8 protein-coding genes, 1 pseudogene and 1 riboswitch are annotated in these 14,474 nt (G+C 74.2%); of the genes and pseudogenes, 3 read left to right on the plus strand and 6 right to left on the minus strand.

Annotated features, from left to right (window positions below):
- Positions 1-344 precede the first annotated feature (344 nt).
- Positions 345-408, plus strand: a riboswitch (Fluoride riboswitch).
- Between the two features lie 460 nt (positions 409-868).
- Together ACFVFH_RS28355 and ACFVFH_RS28360 are read left to right on the plus strand one after the other, a co-directional pair.
- The gene (locus tag ACFVFH_RS28355; protein WP_383773727.1) at positions 869-1,237 is read left to right on the plus strand and encodes a hypothetical protein; all 369 of its coding nucleotides are present in this window, start codon (positions 869-871) and stop codon (positions 1,235-1,237) included.
- Positions 1,238-1,279: 42 nt separating this feature from the next.
- Complete coding sequence (locus ACFVFH_RS28360) at positions 1,280-1,813, plus strand: NUDIX hydrolase (RefSeq protein WP_383773729.1); 534 nt, start codon at positions 1,280-1,282, stop codon at positions 1,811-1,813.
- An 81-nt stretch (positions 1,814-1,894) separates the two neighbouring features.
- Here the strand turns inward: ACFVFH_RS28360 and ACFVFH_RS28365 are convergent, their stop codons facing one another.
- Together ACFVFH_RS28365 and ACFVFH_RS28370 are read right to left on the minus strand one after the other, a co-directional pair.
- Positions 1,895-3,187, minus strand: coding sequence for a PP2C family protein-serine/threonine phosphatase (locus ACFVFH_RS28365; RefSeq protein ID WP_383773731.1), 1,293 nt, complete (start codon positions 3,185-3,187; stop codon positions 1,895-1,897).
- Positions 3,188-3,525: 338 nt separating this feature from the next.
- On the minus strand, positions 3,526-5,334 hold the full coding sequence (locus tag ACFVFH_RS28370; protein ID WP_383773733.1) for an Imm49 family immunity protein: 1,809 nt from the start codon (positions 5,332-5,334) through the stop codon (positions 3,526-3,528).
- 152 nt (positions 5,335-5,486) lie between these two features.
- Between ACFVFH_RS28370 and ACFVFH_RS28375 the strand changes: the two genes are divergently transcribed.
- Positions 5,487-5,948, plus strand: coding sequence for an SUKH-4 family immunity protein (locus ACFVFH_RS28375; RefSeq protein ID WP_383773735.1), 462 nt, complete (start codon positions 5,487-5,489; stop codon positions 5,946-5,948).
- A 158-nt stretch (positions 5,949-6,106) separates the two neighbouring features.
- Here the strand turns inward: ACFVFH_RS28375 and ACFVFH_RS28380 are convergent.
- From ACFVFH_RS28380 to ACFVFH_RS28395, 4 genes and pseudogenes are all read right to left on the minus strand, one after another.
- Positions 6,107-6,739: pseudogene (locus tag ACFVFH_RS28380) on the minus strand (dihydrofolate reductase family protein).
- A gap of 463 nt (positions 6,740-7,202) precedes the next feature.
- On the minus strand, positions 7,203-9,131 hold the full coding sequence (locus tag ACFVFH_RS28385) for a hypothetical protein (protein ID WP_383773737.1): 1,929 nt from the start codon (positions 9,129-9,131) through the stop codon (positions 7,203-7,205).
- Complete coding sequence (locus ACFVFH_RS28390) at positions 9,128-13,249, minus strand: DUF5682 family protein (RefSeq protein WP_383773739.1); 4,122 nt, start codon at positions 13,247-13,249, stop codon at positions 9,128-9,130. Before ACFVFH_RS28390 ends, ACFVFH_RS28385 begins: the two co-directional genes overlap by 4 nt.
- Positions 13,246-14,400 carry an AAA family ATPase gene (locus ACFVFH_RS28395; RefSeq protein ID WP_383773741.1) on the minus strand — a complete coding sequence of 385 codons (1,155 nt, stop codon included), beginning with the start codon at positions 14,398-14,400 and terminating at the stop codon, positions 13,246-13,248. Before ACFVFH_RS28395 ends, ACFVFH_RS28390 begins: the two co-directional genes overlap by 4 nt.
- Positions 14,401-14,474 lie beyond the last annotated feature (74 nt).

The raw sequence follows: 14,474 nt of genomic DNA on the forward strand, positions 1-14,474 counted from the left end.
TCGCACCGCTGGAACGGCCGCTCGGCTGTGTCTTCCGGCCGTAACGCGGCCATGAGAACCACGACGCCATGGCCGCGGCCGTGCGGCTGGGCTGCGGGGAGCGGGACCGGATCGATGTCCGCTCGGTCGTGGAGGGTCTCAAGACGGCGGACGAGGTCGCCGGGGCCGCCGCCGGAACGAGTACGTCCGCTATCGGAAGCCGATCGCTGGATGAGCCGTGTGCCCGCTTCCCCGTGTCCCCGTGTCCTGTGTGCCATGTGCCGTGTGCCGTCCGGGCGGAGGCCGGGCCGCGACCGACCCGCCCGGCCCTGTCTTGCTGATCAGGCGGGGTCGCGGGACGATTGATTTCATACGGCGATGAGGCTCGCCACAACCGCGGACTCCCCCGCTGATGGCCTCTGTATCCGATGTGCGTCTCTCGGGGCGCATACGAGGACAGAGGTGTGTCATGCCGGGAAGCGGTCCTGCACAGCCCGTGGCGGCTGGCCTGGTCTCGTACGTGCGGCACGGCGCGCTTCGTACGGATGAGGGATGGCCGATCCGCCGGGACCGGATCCCGAGCCCCTGGTCGAGGCATCCCCTCGCGCGCCGCGCCGGGACGAGATCCCCGCAGACGTCTCCGGCCCCCTCTCCCGGGATGGATGGTTCCGGGCCGCATCGGTGCCTCTGCCTCCGTGACGGGACGGCGGAGGCCGGGGCAGAGGCAGAGGCAGAGGCGTCGTACGTCCGCGCCACGCGCAAGACCCGCATGCCTTGTGCCGCATGCCTCGTGCCCCGCACCTTCATGCCTCACACCCCGTGCCCCATGCCCCCGTGCCCCATACCTCTCGCCCGTGCCCGATGTGGCCTGCCGCGACCGGAGGACATCATGCCGATCTTCGAGGAAACCGTGGCGGCCGAGGCGATCCGGGAGGCCGAACGCACCGTCATCAACGCCAAGTGGCACTGGTACGAGGAACAGGCTCTGGCAGAACTCGCCGCCCGCCCCGGACTGACCTGTACGCCCCTGATTCCGGGCCACCCGGTCATCCAGGTCGTCGCCTACGACGGCCGGCTCCTGGGGCGCGTTCGCCGCCGCACAGCCGGCCGGGGCGCCCGCTGGGTCGCCGTCCCCGCCGCCACGGCCCATGAGATCGGCCCCTGCCGCAGCGTGCGCGCGGCGGCTCGGGCCCTGGCGCGAGAGGCCGGGAGACCGCACCGCGGAGTCACCGTGCACATGAGGGCGGGCGACCGATGAAGTCCCGCGGCCCACTCGCGCACCACCGAAGGGAGACGCACCATGGCCATGCCGGAAAGTATCGAACTCCGTTGTTCCACCGCTCTGTTCCGCGAGGAGACAGTGCTCCTGCTCCATCGCACCTTCGCCGGGATGGACTACTGGGTGCTTCCCGGCGGTACGCCGCAGGAGAGGGAGAGCATGGCCGCCTGCGCGCGCCGCGAGCTGGCCGAAGAGGCCGGAATCTCGGCAGAACCCGTGCGCGTGGCCTTCGTACTCGAATCCATGGAACCCCACCGCGGACCACGGACCGTGGATCTCGTCTTCACCGTGACCGGATCGGCCCACGGCCAGACTCCCCGCGCCCGTGAGCCGGACACGGAACCGCAGTTCGTGCCCTTCCGCGAACTGCCGTACCTGGACCTGCGTCCCCCGCTGGCCGGGCACCTACCCGGCCTGGCGGCCCAGAGCGCACATCGGTACGCGCCCTACCTCGGCAACCTCTGGCGCCCCGGGCCGGAGAGCGTCGGCACGACGACGTCCGCCGACACGTTCTCGCGTTTCCTCGGGCGGGTCCTCGGCGGCGCCGGACCGTGACGTACCGGTCCGACTCCGTCGACCGCACCGCCGGGTGCCTCATCACCGGGTTCCTCACCATCGGGTGATCCGCCCGGTCGGTCAGGGCGTGCGCAGGGCGAGGAGCGCGATGTCGTCGTGCTGGTCATCGCCCATGCGGGTGAGCAGTTCGTCGCAGAAGATGGACAGGGGTTCACGGGCGAGCGCGGCCGCGTGCTGGCGCAGCCGTGTGAGGCCGCGGCCGATGTCCTCACCGGGGCGTTCGATGAGGCCGTCCGTGTAGAAGAGCAGCGTCGAGTCGGCGGGCAGGGCGATGTTCGCGGTCTCACGCCTGAGTTCGGGGTCGACGCCCAGCACGGGGGCGTGCCCGCCCTCCAGGAAGAGGGTGCGCCCGTCGGGCTGGGCGAGCAGCGGCGGGAGGTGGCCGGCGTTGGTCCAGTGCAGCCGCCACGGTCCCGTGGTGGGCGTCTCGATGCGGGCGACGACGGCTGTGACGAGTTCGATGTTGGTCAGGCCCTGCATCACCTTGTCCAGGCGGCTCATCACACCGGCCGGGGCGTCTCCGCTGTCGTAGGCAAGCGCACGCAGCATGTTGCGCAGCTGCCCCATGCGGACGGCGGCCGCCAGGTCGTGGCCGATGACGTCCCCGATGGCGAGGACCACCGAGCCGTCCGGGAGCGGAAAGGCGTCGTACCAGTCGCCGCCCACTTCCGCCCGCTCGCGGGCGGCCACATAGCGCGCAGCGAGCTGGAGCTGGGCGAGGCCGCTCAGATCCGGCAGGAGGGAAAGCTGCAACTGCTCGGCGATGTGCTGCTGGAGTGCGTACAGACGTGCGTTGTCCAGCGCGAGCCCCGCACGGTGGCCGAGGTCGGCGGCGATGGCCTGCTCCTGTTCGTCGAACGGATCGGCCGGAGCCCGGCGGACGAAGGTGAGAGCGCCCAGGGTCTGCCGTCGCACCCGCATGGGCACGATCAACGAGGTCTCGGCACCCAGCATGCGGTACAGGGCCCACTGCGCGGCCAGCAACGAGTCGTGCGGATCGGGGGCGCCGAAATCGGTCACCACCAGGCTGCCCGCTCCGCGCAGTACCTTCGCCAGGGCCGCCGCCGAGTCGTCGGGCACGGGCAGCAGCCCACCCGGCAGCACTCTCAGGACCCGTTCCGGATCCCGGTCCGTGACCGTCATACGGCGCAGCTGCTCCCCTTCGAGCACGTCGACGACACAGGCGTCGGCCAGGTGCGGGACGACCAGACGGGCGAGTCGGCGCAGTGACTCCTCGGCGTCCAGGCCCGAGGCCAGTGCCGCGCTTGCCTCCGCGAGCAGACGCAGTCGGGCCGCTGCCTCCAGTGTGGATTGCCGGTCCAACGCTCCTGGTTGTTGGGGCTCCTTCTTCATCAGGCTCCTTCCCTAGTGCCGCTGTGACACCGTCACCGAGGAGCCGGAGCGATCGAGGAGCCGGAGCGACCGGGGCCGAAGCGACCGAGGACCCGCGAACGGTCCGTCGGCGGCGTGTGGGACGAGTTCACCAGAAAAGGCCCACTCCCAAGGACGGACACGGCATGCATCGCCCGTACTTCTCAGATCTGAGCTCTTTCGGGTACGACACGCGGACGGGGCCGCCGATCTCCGTGATCCGGTCTCGGGCGGCGGCTCGGACGCGGGCCCGCCGCGCCTCATCCCCTCCCTCGCGCGCTTCATCACCCTCGCCGCGCCTCGTCTCTCCGCGCCGTGCCTCATCCCCCGGGCTGGTGCTCCGGCTCCTCGGCCCGGTGTCCGGGGGTGCGCTGCTGCTCCGCGGCCCGGAGGAGCTCCTGCGGAAGGTAGGGGGACTCGACGCGGACGGCCCAGCCGCGACGGCGCGCGTGGCAGGCCAGGGCGAGGATGTCGAGGTTGATGGAGGCGTCCGGATCGTCGGAGCGGTCGGCTACCTGGTAGTAGTCGCGGTGTGCTTCGAGCGCGTCGGCCAGGGCCAGATCGAAGCTCTCCTCGTCACCCTCCACGAGCTGCGACAACAGCACGGCCGGCGGCATCACGAAGCCCCATTCCTTGGCCTTCTCCTCCTGTCGCACGGCCCGCCGCACGGCCGGTTCGGGATCGGCGGCGCCCTTGAGGTAGGTGTGGAGGGCCTCCCGGTACGCGGCGGAGGCGGACTCGTCCGGGCCCGCGAAGGCAGGACCGGCGAGGACCAGCGGGGCCAGGTTCTCGCGTACGCCGGTGATCAGGGCGAAGGCGATGGCCGTCTGCCAGGTGCCGGCGCCCGTCTTCTCGACGCGCTCGGCCGGGTAGCGCAGTGCGCGGCCGTCGATGGTCACCTCGACCTCCGTTCCCGGCTCCGCGAGGGCGATGCGGAACTGGGCGGCCCCGGCCCGCGAGGCGAGTTCCAGGTTCGCGCGCTGGGCGTCCGTCATGTGGCCGGATCCCTCCGCGCGCCACTTGAAGAGACGCTCCTGATCGCTCAGGACGCTGCCGAGCCGCCAGACGTCGAGGGGCGCTCCGTCGACGGCGTCGAACGCCCTCCGCAGGCGCCTCTCGTACGTGGCCTCCATCTCCGGGGTCACCGTCCGACCGCAGGACGGCCGCTCCACCACCAGCGGGCCCGCCGCGAGCGCGGCGACCGCGTCCGGCCGCCGGTCCCGGCCGAACGCCGCGACCCGTGGGCCCGGCGTCTCGAAGCCGGTGATCAGCGCGTGCGGCAGGTAGTCGGTACGGACGGCCGGACGCCAGCCCAGGGTCCGGTAGGCGAGCGCGGCGAGGGCGAGGGGCACGAGCGGCAGGAGCGTGCTCGGGGAGGCCGAGGGGCCGTGCAGGGTGGCGTACCTGGTCAGGAGGTCGCCCAGCGCGGCGTCGAAGGATTCCTGGTCCTCGGCGGCCAGCGCGCGCAGCGTCCGCAGCGCCGCACTGTCCATCCGGTTCAGCAGGGGCTCGCCGGTCCCCGCGGCGCGGGTGCGGACGCGCTCCAGGGCCGCGTCGACGGCGGCAAGCCTGGCCTGCGCGCTCGGCGGGTACTCCTCGTCGTTGCCGGTGTCGTCCAGGACCACGGCCATCAGTCCTGTGGCGAGCTCGCCGATGGGCGTCCCCTGCGCCTGTGCGGCGAACTTCCGGCGGGCGAAGTGGAAGGCCTCGCCGTGGTGCTGCGCTGTGTCCCGGAGGACGGACAGGCACAGCGCAGCGGTCCACTGCCCCGGTGTGACGCTCTCTGCGGGAGCGTCCTCGCCCGGGTCGTAGCTCATGCCGAAGTTCACGTACTCCAGAAAGATCTGGAAGCCGCAGTGCGGGTGGTACGCGGCGTAGGCGACAGCGCCCGCAGCGGCTTCGGAGGCGTCCTTCAGGACGGCCTTGGCCTCCGGGGTGCCGAGGTCGGGTGTCTCGACGGAGAGGGCGCCCAGGTAGTCGAGGAACTCGTCGGCGATCATCTGCCATTCGCAGGTGGTCATCCGGTCGGCCCGCGACATGGACCGCACCTGGCCCCCGATCCGGTTGGTGAAGTCCTCGCGCGCCGCCGACACGACGGCCCCGCCCACCTGGTGACGCTCTATCCGCACTGCCCTGCTCCTTGCTCGAATCCCTGCGGACAGCCTAGGTGCGGGGTCTGACAGGCTGCGGGCCCTCGGGCACGGGCCGCAACCGGGCCGTGCTGGGGCCGCGTGGGTTCACCGGCTTGATGACGCGCCGACGAGGTGGCTATGTTCACGACATGAACGATGCCGAGGCCGCCTCGCTCCTGGCCGGATGTGCTCGCTTCCCGTACCCGGGCAAGTGGCAGGACTCTCCCTTCGCGGAACGCACGGTCGGTGGTGTGCGGTACGCCCTGGTCGCGGTCGATCCGGGGCTGAGCGCGCTCGCCCTGCGCCGTGACGACGGTTCGCTGTGGTATCTGGCCGAGGACGGTGCTCCCCAGCTGGTGAACTCCGGAATCGACGCCTTCGTCGCCTTCAACCGCGCCTACGAGGAGGCCGCTGCCGAGGCCGCCGACTACGAGGGGCCCGGCGACGGTCTCGACGACGACGAGGCCGTGGACCTGGCCGAACAGGCGGCCGACGCGCTCACCGAAGCGTTGCTGGAACGGTTCGGCGCGGTCGATGCCGAGGCCGTTGCCGACGAGAACTCCTACTGGCACATCGCGGCCGAGGAACTGGGCTACGGCATGAGCGTCTGACCACTCAGGCCATGCGGAGCGGCCCGGCCGCTCGGCCCGCTCGCTCGGATCGCTCGCTCGGATCGGTCGCTCGGATCGGTCGCTCGGATCGGTCGCTCGGGCCGGGCGGCCGCCCTCGTGAGGGGGCAGCCGGTCCCGGCGGCACCGGAATGCGCGCCTCAGTCGTCGCTCCCGGAGCCATGGCCGGGAGCGGCCATGGCGCCCGTGGCGGGTGTCCCCGCGACGAGCCCGTACCGCAGGTGCACGATGCCCTTCGGGCCGGCCACAGGGGGTTCCAGGAGGGTGACGTCGGTGGGCACCGCGCCGCCGTCGAACACCTTCTTCCCGACACCGAGCACGACGGGATGCAGCCAGAGGTCCAGACGGTCGAAGAGCTTCTCGCGCAGGAGCGTCTACACGAGGTTCAGACTCCCGACGACCTTCACGTGCTCGTGCCGGTCGCGGATCTCACGCACCGCACCGGCCAGGTCCGGGCCGAGCCGCGAGGAACCGGCCCACGAGAGGTCGGGCTCGCCACGGGAGGCCACGTACTTCGGGATGCTGTTGAAGAGCGTGCCGAACTCGTCCTGCTGGTGCGGCCAGTAGGCGGCGAAGATATCGTACGTCCGCCGCCCGAGCAGGAGGGCGTCCGTGCCTTCGTACGCGGCCCTGACCCTGGCGCCGGTGGCCTCGTCCAGCAGGGGTGCCCGCCAGCCGCCGAACGGGAACCCGATGGGGTCTTCGTCGGGGCCGCCGGGTGCTTGCCCGACGAGGTCGAGGGTCGCGAACGCTGTGATGTGGATGAGGCCCATGGGGTGCTCCTGATGGATCGATCGGTCCCGTCAAGAGGTAGACCTGTGGACGGCCTCAGAATCATCGCCGCGCACCTGGTTCGCCCGGTCGGGCAGGCCGGTAACGCGTCGGCGCCGCTGGGGAGATCGTGGCTGCCGCTCTTTGTGGGCGCGGGGATACGTGCGGTCGGGACGCGGTGGGGAGTGGTCGGCCATGACTGCCGGGCCGGTGGTGCGCCGGTGTGGCAATGCGGTGGCCCGGCGGTGCGGCGGTGCGGCGGTGCGGCGGTGCGGCGGTTCAGCGGCCCGGCAGTGCGGTGGTTCAGTGGTGTGGCAGGGCGGTGGTTCAGTGGTGTGGCAGGGCGGTGGTGCGGGAGCGGATCGGGGAGGGGTTCGCGGGCCGGTTGCCATGCCCGGGTGCGGACCGCTGGAAGGGCCCAGCGGGCCGCGCGGGCCCACCGGCGGTCCGGTGGGCCCAGGCGGGTCACGACCAGGACGCGGCCACCAACGAGCGTTCCGCAGCCGCCAGATGCACGGCCGAGGCGAGCCAGGCCGTCGCGTAGGCGGCGGCCGAGGGGTCGGTCAGGCGGCCGAAGGCGTCGCGGGGGCGGCGGGCCGCCTCTGTCGTCAGGGACTGCGCGAGCCGGGCGGCCGCGCCGAGTCCCGCCCGGCCCAGGCGGGCGGAGAGCGAGGCCGCGTCCGTCCCTCGGCCCGCCTCGGCCACGGCACGGCGACCGCCCGCGACGCCCGTCTCCAGCAGGCTCCGCACCCGCCACAGCGGCGCCTCCGCCAACGGGTCGGGACCCGCGGTGACCGGCTCTCGGGCCCCGGACCCCGCTGTCTCGCGGGGGAAGTGCTCGCCCTGGAGCCGGTCGTAGCCCAGGTCGGCATGGCCCTTCCACGCGTCCGGCAGCCGCAGCGTGGCGGGCGCCTCCGGCACCGGCCCGACCGCCAGCGCCCGGAGCGTCGCCGCCCGGTCCAGGTCGGGACGGCCGAGCACCCGCAGGACAAGCCCGGGGTGTTCGGCGATCCGGCGCAGGTTGGCGGCGTGCGGCAGCTCCGGATGGGGGTGGGCGGGGCGGAGCCGCAGCAGCGGTCCCTCGCCCGTGACGCGTACGACGACGGAGTCGCCGGCCGCACCGATCACCTCGACGTCGCAGCCCAGCAGACCCGGCGCCGTACCGCCCGCCCCGGGCCCGCCCGTCCCGGGCGCGCTGTCGGCCAGTAAGGCGGCCATCGCCTCCCGCACCGGTCGTGTGAAGAGGGCGGCGGCGGGTTCCTCGGACCAGTCCACTCCGCGCAGGGGCGTCGCGCCGACCCCCCGCCCCGCGCCGAGCCGCCCGTCTGCCGAGACGGTCGCGCCGACGATCCGCAGTCCCCCGCGCGCCAGCCCGGCGTGGTCGAGAACGCCGCCGCCGAGCGCCACGGAGGCGGTCCCCGCGCCCTTCACGCGGGCGAGGCCGCCGGGGCGGACGTCGGACACCGTGTAACCGGCGCCGTCCGAACCGACCAGGTGGGTGGTCACTCCGCCGTACCCCGTCGCGGACAGCACCGGCTCCCGGCACAGGCCGTACACCCGCAGGCTGCCGCCCTGTCCGTAAACCCGGCGCGCGGAGCCCGCCGCGTCCGTGTCGGCCGCCCCGGAGGCGAGCAGCGCGGCGTCGGCCAGCAGTTCGCGAAAGGCTCCGGTGAGGTCGGCGAGTCGTTGTCCCCCGCTCCGCTCCCGCGCGGCCCTCAGGCCCCGTACGACGCGCAGCGCGGCCGCCTCGGCGCGCGGGAGTCCGGCCAGCCGTGCGGTGTGGGCGGCGCGGAGCAGCTCGGCCTGGACCACGGCGCCGCCCGCCGTGACACCTGCGGACAGGGCCTCGGCCGCGGCGTCCCACAGCGCCGTGGCGGCAAGGACCTGTGCCGGGGTGAGGACGGTGGGCGCGGCCGCCGTGGCCGCGATGCCGTCGGTGGGGGCGATGGATGCCGGCTCCTTCCGTCCCGTACCCGTGTCGGAGGCGGTGTCCGGACCCGCGGCCTTGCCCGTACCCGCGTCGTCATCCCGGACCGCGTCGTCGTCACGGACCGTTTCGTCGCCCCGGTCCGTTTCGTCGCCCCGGTCCGTTTCGTCGCCCTCGGCGATGGGTGCCGCGCCCAGGGCTGCGGCCCGGTGCAGGCAGCGCGGGGCCAACAGGCAGCTGCACACGGCCTGTTCCGCGTTCGTGACCGTGCCGGACGGGCCCGGACGCAGTGTGACCGCGGCGTCCTCGCCGAAGCGGACCTCGACCGCCCCGTCGGCCGTGGCGGAGGCCCGGTCGGCGCAGCCCGAGATCGCCGCGTCGAGTTTCTTGCGCAGTCGTGCGCTGAGCTGCTCCACGGCATCGGCGAGGACGTCGGGGGCGACGGGAGGCAGGAGTTCGGTGCTCAACGGGGTTCTCCACGGAGGCGGTCGCCCACCCAGCGGGCGAGTTCGAGCGGGCTGAGCGCGGCCACCGGCATGCCGGCCGCGACGAGTTGGCGTGCCACGGAGACCGAGTAGCGCGGCGTGCCGGTGTCGTCGAGCGCCGCGCAGCCCAGCAGATGGGCGCCCGAGGATGCCAGGGCACGCACCTCGCCCAGCAGTCCGCCGAGCGGTGCGCCCTCCTCGAAGTCGCTGACCACGACGACGAGCGTGCGGCTCGGCACGGTGATCAGCGAGCGCGCGTGCGCGAGTCCGGCAGCGATGTGAGTACCGCCGCCGACCCGGACCTCCAGCAGCAGCGACAACGGATCCTCGACCCGGTCGGTCAGGTCGATCACCTGCGTGGAGAAGGCCAGGAAGTGCGTGGACAGGGTCGGCACCCCACCGAGGACCGCGGCCGTCAGCGCCGACCAGATCACCGACGCCTCCATCGAGCCGGAGACGTCGACGACGAGGACGAGGCGCCAGTCCGCCTCCTTGCTCGCCCGTGTGCTGAACAGCGGACGCTCCGGTACGACCACGAGCCCGCCGTCCTCCGTCCGCCGGGTGTGGACGAGATTGGCCCGCAGCGTACGGGCGAGGTCGAGGCGACCGCCGGGCCGCCGGGTCGGGCGCGGGGTGGCCAGACCGTTCAGCGCCGGGCGCAGGCGGGTGGCCAGCTCCCGGGACAGCTCGTCGACGAGCCGCTTCACCAGCGGACGCAGTCGGGCCAGTTGGGCCTCGGGCATGCCTCCGGCCAGGGACAGCACCGAACCGAGCAGTTCCACCGAGGGCCGTACCGACGCCGGATCGAGCTGCGCCAGCACGTCGGTGCGCCCCGTGTCGGCGGCCTCCGCGAGGACCTCCTCGCGTACGTCGGTGCCGAAGAGGGCCTCCAGCTCCTGGGCCCACTCCCGTGCGGTGGGGAAGGACGGGTCCTGACCGCCGCCCTGCCCCGGAACGCCGCCGTCCAGGTCCTGGGTGCCCTCGCCGCGGCCGCGGCCGTAGAGCTCGTCCAAGGCGTGGGCGTAGCGGCGGGCGTCGCCGGTGAGCCGTTCCTTGTGGCGGCCGAGCAGCAGCCGCCAGCGGTCGGCACGGCCGATCCGCCGGTCCTTGTCGTCCGTGGCGTGTACGACGTCCGCGGCATCCGTACCGTCCGCGGCATCCGTACCGTCCGCGGTATCCGTACCGTCCGCGGCATCCGTACCGTCCGCGGTGGCGCTGTGTGCTCCGGACGGGGATGCGGAGCGGGGGCCGTCGGCCGAGTCCGGGCGCGGATCCGAATCCGGGCGCGGATCCGAATCCCGGCGCGGATCCGAATCCCGGCGCGGGTCCGAATCCCGGCGCGGGTCCGGGGCCGTTTCGGCTTCGGTGTACGCGCCGGGCAGGCCCAGGGCCTTCAGCGCCGCCGATCCGGCCGCGTCGGCCGCCGCCCACAGGGCGAGCAGCTCCGGCGGGGCGTCGAGGGACAGGTCGAGCCGGTCGCCGAGCCGCTCCGTCACGGTGGTGAGCAGTCCGTCCCGGGCGGCCGGGGCCAGCGTGTCGAAGCCGCCGCGCAGGGCCGGGAGCCGGTCGAGGAAGTCCTGGTCGGCCAGGGCGTCGACCCGGTCCATGAGCGCGGCGAGCGCGTCCGGCGACGCCTGGAGCAGGGGGCCGGCGGCCGTGAGCAGCCCGGCAAGGCGCTTGGCCAGCGCCCGGCGGGTGTCCGGGGCCGTGGCCCCGTCGATCCAGCCGGCCGTGCGCTCGCCCAGCGCGGCCGCGTCGTCCAGGTCGAGCAGCACGCGTACGGCCAGGGCCGCGCCCTGGATGAGCGGGGAGCCCTCGGCCGCCAGTTCGGCGAGTGCCCGGTCCAGCCGCAGGCCCAGATGGCGGGCGGCCGCCCGGTCCGCCAGCGCCACCAGCGCCCCGGCGTCGGCGTCGCTGTCGCTCCCGGCGAGGCCGGGGAGGGAACGCACCGCCGCCTCCAGGAGTTCCTCCGTGAGCGAGCCGGCCGTCGTGCGGGCGTCCTGCGTCGTGCCGGGGTAGTGACCGCGCCGCAGCCCCTCCAACAGGTCCAGGGCCTGGAGCAGTGCGGGCAGATCGGCGCTGTCGGGCAGTACGGCGGATGCCTCGTGCAGGCGTGCGTCGACCAGTTCGGGCAGGCCGCAGCGCATGGCGGCGGTCAGCCCGGTGAGGATCTGGGCCGGGGTGGGGCCGCCCTCTGCGGCCTCCTGGCGCGCGGTCGCGGCAAGCGTGCCCGCCGCCGCCTGGGCCGCGGTCACCCCGCGCGCGCCCGCGAGGTCCAAGCGCGCGGGCACGGTCGGCGTCCAGGTCAGCCGCCACTTGGTGCCGAGCGCGGTGCCGTCGCCCGTGCTCGCCACGTCCAGGGGTTCGCCGTACGAGGCGCCGATCACCAGCAGCCGCTGGAGCAGCACTTCGCGGCGGCCGTCCAGGGGCGAGCGCAGCGGGTCCAGGCGCAGCTCGCGGCGGTCGGGGTCGTCCGGCCGGGGCAGCCGCAGTTCCGCGAGCTCTGCCTCGACCGAGGGGCCGAGGCCGGACCGGGGGGCGTGCGGGCTGATCCGGCCGCGTACGGTGCCGACGAACACGGCTTCCAGCGCGCGGGCCAGGGCCCGGCCCCGGCCGAGGTGTTCGCCCTGGCCGAGGACGGTGGTGACGGCCTCCAGGAGCTCACCGCGGCCGGGCGCGGGCAGTCCGCGCAGAATCGCCAGGTCGCAGGCCAGGCGCAGCGTCTCGGCGGCCTCGCCGGTCCCCGCGGTGTGGCCGCCGCGCCGCATCTCGCGGCACAGGGCGGTCAGCGCGTCGGCCGCCGCGTCCCGGATGCGTTCCGGATCGCCGGCGGCGGTGAGGACCGCCTGCTGCCACAACGGGTCGCGGATTCCGGCCGGGTAGCCGGACCGGGAGTCGAGCAGGTCGAAGGAGTACGGCACGAGGGAGGTCACGGCCGGGGTCACAGCCGAGGTTACGGCCGAGGTCACGGCCGAGGTCACAGCCGAGGTCACAGCCGAGGTCACAGCCGGGGTCACAGCCGGGTCCTCGGTCACCGCGGCACCGTGTTCTTCGGCCCGGTCGGCCTTCCGCGCTCCAGCCGTGTCCCCACCGGTCCCATCGGCCCCACACGCCCCGGAGCCCGCAACACCGCCTTCCTCGCCGCCCCGGCCGCCCCCGGCTTGCCTGTCGTCCCCGCCTCTACCGGCCGCCCGTGCGCCAGGTCCCGTGTCCCCGTCCGATTCGGAGGGGGCGGTCGTCCGCCGCGTGGCGCCGGAGACTCCCGCCGTTCCGGCCCCGGCGCCCGTCTCCCCCGACGTCAGGAGCGCGGGTGCGTGGAAGGCGCCGATCACGGCTGCCACCCGGCGGCCGTCCGCCGAGGCGGCGGCGATCACCTGCCGCATCCGTTCCTCCCGCGCCAGGTCGACGGCGGGTACGGCGGCGTCGGTGCGCAGGGCCCAGCCCACGCCCAGCGCGGCTCTGCGCACCGCGTCCGGGGCGCACCCCGGAGCCAGCACCTCCACCGCGCGGTCCCACAGGTCGTCGCCGTCCCGGCCGGTTCCGGCGGCGGCGAGCGCCTCGGCGTAGGAACGCCGTACCCGCGCCGTACCGTCGCCGGGAGCGGGAGCGGGTACGGCGGCGGGGCCGGTGCCGGGCGCGCCCTCGGGATCCGTGGCACCCTCGGCACCCGTGGGCGCGCCGGTCCGCGGGTCCACGGCCTCGTTGCCGTCCGGATCGCGCACCGGCCCGAGGGCCCTCGCCGACCAGCGCGGGTCGCCGAGGGGAAGGTCGCAGCACACGACCTCCAGCCCACGGCTCGCGGCCCAGCGGATCGCGGCGAGCTCCGGGGAGAAGTCCGCGAACGGATAGAACGCGACCCCTCCGCCCCCGCCCGCCCCGGCCAGGGCGACGGGGGCGATGGTTTCGGGGTCCGCGAGGTGTTCCAGCCAGGGCTGGAAGTCGGTCGGCAGCTCGACGCAGACGACCTCGGCCCCGGCTTCTTCGAGCAGGGCGGGTATCACCGCGGCCAGCGCGGGGCTGTGGTGGCGCACTCCCAGCAGGTACGGCGCGCGCGACGCGGCCAGTGCGTCCACGGCCGCCCGTGGATCGACGTTCGTCAACGCAGGCTCCCGCGCAGGTCCCAGAGCCGGCGCCACATCGCCGAGCCGCTCTCGGCGCGGCGGCGCACCGGGCCGTCCCAGTAGCCCAGCAGCCGTGCGTGGTCGGCGGGGTCGTCCTTGCGGACCACGCCGAGCAGATGTCCCGGGAGCAGGTCGAGGACGTCCTCGGCGGGCAGATAGGCGGCCGCGATCCCCAGGGACGCCGTCACCTGGACGGCCTCGGCGGTGGACATGACCGTGCCGGGCCGCTCCACGTCCCAGCCCTCGGTGGAGCGGCCGGAGCGCAGATCGCGGAAGACGGTGACGAGGGCGTCGAGGACGGCGTCGTCGACGGCGAAGGCGGCGCCCGCCCGTTGCACGGCGGCGACGGCCTGGCGGCGGATCAGGACCGACTCGGCGTCGGCGTCGGCGATCGGGTCGACGGTCTCGAAGTTGAACCGGCGCTTCAGCGCCGCCGACATCTCGGAGACGCCCCGGTCGCGGAGGTTGGCGGTGGCGATGACGGTGAAGCCGGGGGCGGCGCGTACGACCGCGTCCTCGGTGGCGGTCAGCTCGGGCACGCTGATCCGGCGGTCCGACAGGATGGAGACGAGGGCGTCCTGGACCTCGGGCAGACAGCGGGTGATCTCCTCGACCCGCACCACCCGTCCGGTCCGCATGGCGGCGAGGACCGGGGAGTCCACCAGGGCCTGCGGGGTGGGGCCCTGGGCGAGCAGCAGGGCGTAGTTCCAGCCGTAGCGGAACGCGTCCTCGGTGGTGCCCGCCGTGCCCTGCACCGTCAGGGCGCTGGTCCCGCTGACGGCGGCCGCGAGCAGCTCCGACAGCATCGACTTGGCCGTACCGGGCTCACCGGTGAGCAGGAGCCCGCGCTCTCCGGCGAGGGTGACCACGCAGCGTTCGACCAGTGCGCGCTCGCCGACGAACTTCGGGGTGATCGCCAGCTTCGACGGCAGACCGGCGCGGCGCCGGGGCAGGGCCAGTTCCTCGCCGTCGCTGCCGCAGACGAACGTGACCACCGCGCGAGGGGTGAGCGCCCAGCCGGGCGGCCGGGGGCCCAGGTCCTGGGCGGCGAGGAAGGCGAGTTCGGCGGCGTACCGTTCCTCGGCCGGCTGGCCCTGCCGGACTGGTGCGGTCTGTTCGGTGACGGTCATGCGGGTTTCCTTCGTCGTGGTTCGGCGCGTCGTGGTTCGGCGGTGTGCGTACGGGGGGAGCGGCGCGGCGCCGC

Source organism: Streptomyces sp. NPDC057697 (assembly GCF_042799335.1).
GTDB lineage: Bacteria > Actinomycetota > Actinomycetes > Streptomycetales > Streptomycetaceae > Streptomyces.